Source organism: Corallococcus praedator (genome assembly GCF_003612125.1).
GTDB lineage: Bacteria > Myxococcota > Myxococcia > Myxococcales > Myxococcaceae > Corallococcus > Corallococcus praedator.
In genome coordinates, this window is the sequence record NZ_RAWI01000612.1 from 1 (window position 1) to 3,683 (window position 3,683).

The 3,683-nt window shown below is 70.3% G+C and carries 4 protein-coding genes; 2 read left to right on the forward strand and 2 right to left on the reverse strand.

Annotated features, from left to right (window positions below; translation table 11 throughout):
- Positions 1–754 (reverse strand): ABC transporter permease (locus tag D7Y13_RS39750; protein ID WP_120631000.1); only part of this gene is annotated, 754 nt, incomplete at its 3' end.
- Positions 751–1,761 carry an ABC transporter ATP-binding protein gene (locus D7Y13_RS39755; protein ID WP_120538251.1) on the reverse strand — a complete coding sequence of 337 codons (1,011 nt, stop codon included), beginning with the start codon at positions 1,759–1,761 and terminating at the stop codon, positions 751–753. The genes D7Y13_RS39755 and D7Y13_RS39750, both read right to left, overlap by 4 nt.
- Positions 1,762–1,819: 58 nt before the next feature.
- On the opposite strand from D7Y13_RS39755, the gene D7Y13_RS39760 reads away from it, so the two are divergent.
- The gene (locus tag D7Y13_RS39760; protein WP_120584664.1) at positions 1,820–3,052 is read left to right on the forward strand and encodes a small ribosomal subunit Rsm22 family protein; all 1,233 of its coding nucleotides are present in this window, start codon (positions 1,820–1,822) and stop codon (positions 3,050–3,052) included.
- A 358-nt stretch (positions 3,053–3,410) separates the two neighbouring features.
- The gene (locus tag D7Y13_RS46120; protein WP_158620423.1) at positions 3,411–3,554 is read left to right on the forward strand and encodes a hypothetical protein; all 144 of its coding nucleotides are present in this window, start codon (positions 3,411–3,413) and stop codon (positions 3,552–3,554) included.
- Positions 3,555–3,683 lie beyond the last annotated feature (129 nt).

Genomic DNA, 3,683 nt, shown 5'->3' on the forward strand with positions numbered 1-3,683 from the left:
TCGCCACCGCGCCCAGCCCCGCCACCCACGCCCACTGCTTCGCCAGCAAGCCCAGCGCCGCCCCCGTCGCGTGCGCCCCCGTCATCAGCTCCACCGGCAGCCCCATCTGGTAGCGGAACGGCAGCACGTCGATGAACGTGCGCACCCCGGCCGGGAAGAACTCCACCGGGAACATGTAGCCGGAGCACACGAAGAACAGCACCATGTAGACGTCCATCAGCTTCTGGCTGCTCTCCAGATAGAGGCTCAGCGTGCCCAACAGCACGTTCAGATAGAACGTGATGAGCCACCCGCCCGCCAGCGACAGGATGAACAGCCCCCAGCCGAGCGGCGAGGAAGGCACGGCCCGCGCGCCCACCACGTAGAGGCTCACGGCCAGCACGGGCGCGACCACCAGGAGCCGCAGCGGGATGCCCGCCAGCACGTCCGTCGCGTACGCGAGCAGCGGGGAGATGGGCCGCAAGAGGCGCATCGCCAGCGTGCCCTGCTTCACCTCGTAGCTGAGCATCCACGCCACCCAGCAACTGGTGATCTGCCGCACGCAGAAGGCCGCGAGGAAGTAGCCGACGAACTCCGCCTGCCCGAAGCGGCCCACCGGCGCCGTGCGCGCCACCGCCGACCACAGCGCCAGCATGATGAGCGGCATCGTGGTGGCGAACACCCAGACGATCATCTCCGCGCGGAAGGCCACCGCCTCCGCGAACCCGATGCGCAGGAGCGTGGGCAGCGCCTTCAGCGACGTGCGCAGGCTCATGCGGACACCGTCTCCCGGGCGGCCTCCGCCCGGCGGGCCTTGCCCTCCTGGAACAGCTCGCTCATCACCTCTTCCAGCGGCGCGTTCTCCACCGTCAGGTCCGTCACCGGCAGCGTGGACAGCGCCCGCCCCACGGTGGCGTTCACCGCGTCCTGCTGCACCTGGAGCACCGCCGCGCCCGGCTCGTGCGACACCACCCGCCCCAGCGAGGCCAGCAGGTCCGCGGCCACGGGCTGGGCCAGCCGCAGCACCACGCGCTTCTCCGGACGCACGCGCTGCACCAGCGCGTCCAGGGTGCCGTCGTAGGACAGCTGCCCCTTGTCGATGACGATGACACGCGGGCACAGCGCCGCGACGTCGTCCATGTAGTGGCTGGTCAGGATGAGGGTGGCGCCCGTGGTTTCGTTGTAGGCCTTGATGAAGGTGCGCATCGTCACCTGCATGGACACATCCAGGCCGATGGTGGGCTCGTCCAGGAACAGCACCCGGGGGCGGTGGATGAGGGCCGCGGCCAGCTCGCACTTCATGCGCTCGCCCAGGCTGAGCTGGCGGACGGGCTTCTGGATGAGGTCCTCCAGCTCCAGCAGCGACACCAGCTCCTCCAGCGTCTGCTTGTACTGGAGGCGGGGCACGTCGTAGATGGCCCGGTTGAGTTCGAACGTCTCCGCGGCGGGCAGGTCCCAGAGCAGCTGCTGCTTCTGCCCCATCACCAGCATGATCTTCTTGAGGAACGCCTCCTCGCGCATCTTCGGGACGTGGCCGTCCACGGTGACTTCACCCTCGGAGGGGTGGAGCAGGCCCGCCAGCACCTTGAGCGTCGTCGTCTTGCCCGCGCCGTTCGGGCCCAGGAAGCCCACCCGCTCGCCGGGTTTGATATCGAAGGAGATGCCGTCCACGGCCTTGACGGACGTGTAGCTGCGGTGGACGAGCGAGCGCAGGGCCGCCTTCAGGCCGGGCGGGCGCTTGTGAACCTGATAGTGCTTGCGCAATCCGCGGACGGAAATCATGGCGGAATGGGTTTAACGCGGTCGCCTCCAGGTGGCGACCCCAGAAGTGAAGGCACGGATGAGCAACGCATACAGCAAGGACTTGGAGCGGTGGCTGCCGCGGCTCATCGCCGTGTGGCGCGCGTCGCGAGGCAAGGGCGACGGCCCGGAGGGGCGCCTCACGCCGCAGGAGGTCAAGGAGGTGGGCGCGGGGGTGAAGCAGTTGTCGCTCGGCCTCACCCGCGACCGGCAGCTCGCCGGCGCCCGGTACATGGATGATCCGCGCCTGCTGGGCGCCTACCTGCTCTTCTACTGGCCGGTCTCCTACGCCCAGGCGCGGCAGGTGCTGGGGGAATTGCCCAACCGCCCCCGCCATGTGCTGGACCTGGGCAGCGGCCCGGGTCCGGTCGCCTTCGCGGCGATGGACGGGGGGGCCAGTGAGGTCACCGCGGCGGACCGCAGCAAGCCGGCGCTGGCGCTGGCGCTCAAGCTGGCCACCGAGGCAGGCGAGGCGCTGGCCACGCGCGAGTGGGATCCGCTGAAGAAGAACGCCACGCTGCCCGACGGTCAGTTCGACCTCGTGACGATGGGCCACGTGGTCAACGAGCTGTATGGCGCCAACGACGATGCGCTCAAGCCGCGCGCGGCGCTGCTGGAGGCGGTGCTCGCGAAGGTGAAGAAGGGCGGCAGCCTGCTGGTGATGGAGCCCGCGCTGCGCGAGACGAGCCGCAACCTGCTCAAGGTGCGCGACCTGCTGGTGGAGCGCGGCTACGGCATCCGCGCGCCGTGCATGTACCGGGGCCCCTGCCCCGCGCTGGTGAAGGAGACGGACTGGTGCCACGCCGAGCGCGCGTGGCCCATGCCGCGCGTGGTGGAGGAGCTGGCGCGCACGGCGGGGTTCCACAAGGAATCGCTGAAGATGAGCTACCTCGTGGTGGCGCCCAAGGGCGAGGCGTGGCCGGAGCCGCCGCCGGGCCGGGTGTTCCGCATCGTCAGCGAGTCGCTGGAGGGCAAGGGACGCCAGCGCTACATCGGCTGCGGACCGGAGGGGCGCGTGGGCCTTGCGATGCAGGAGCGCCACCGCGCGGAGAAGAACGAGCGCTTCTTCCACCTCCAGCGCGGCGACGTCATCGACGTCACCGACCTGGAGACCAAGGGCGACGGCTTCGCGCTCGGGGAGAACGCCGAGGTGCGCATGGTGGCCCAGGCCGGACGCGGCGTGCCGCCCGGTCCGCCCAAGGCGCCGGAAGCTCCCGCCGCGCCCAAGGCGCCTGAAGCGCCCGCCGCGCCGGTTCCGCCCACGAAGCCCTGAGCAGGAACGCGTCCTCCGGGCGGCGACGCCCGGGGCAGACGCGGGAATGACCCGGGAGGGACCTCCACTCCGTAGGAAGTCGTGCGGATGCCGAAACATCCGCCTCTTCCTTCCGAGGTCCTCCCATGCGGTCACCTCCCCCGCTGTTGCCCGCGGCGACCCTCCTCGCCTCCTCCGCTCGAGCAGAACAGGAGGCTCCGGAGCCGCATGGTCCCTGGTTGGGCGTGACGCTGTCGGGCAGTTCCGGCTTCGACATCCGGACCCGGGAGCCGGGGCTGGACGTGACGGGGCCATACGACAGCAGTGCGGGCCCTACTTCACCACCGGGCTCCTGGCGGAGGTCCGGCCCTGGCGGCACGTGGGCATCGGCGTGGAGCTGGACAAGGCCTGGCCCCTGAAGCACGAGGTCGTCCGGTTGCAGGAAGGGTCGAAGCCCCAACGGACCGTCACGTTGGACAACGGGCCGTTGCGCTTCGTGCTCGGGGCGACGTGGTACTTCTGAGCGGAGTACCACCGTGGAAGGTGGGCCCTGGGGCTCCGTCCTCGGGGTGACGGGGGGCTGCTGAGCGGATCCGCACCGGCGGATCAAACTGCTAGGGTCCGCCCCACTCCACTCCCACGGAAGGAACAC

Bases quoted from the DNA above. Each gene is read 5' to 3' on its own strand.
- D7Y13_RS39755 (WP_120538251.1), bottom strand. From the start codon at position 1,761: ATGATTTCCGTCCGCGGATTGCGCAAGCACTATCAGGTTCACAAGCGC.
- D7Y13_RS39760 (WP_120584664.1), top strand. From the start codon at position 1,820: ATGAGCAACGCATACAGCAAGGACTTGGAGCGGTGGCTGCCGCGGCTC.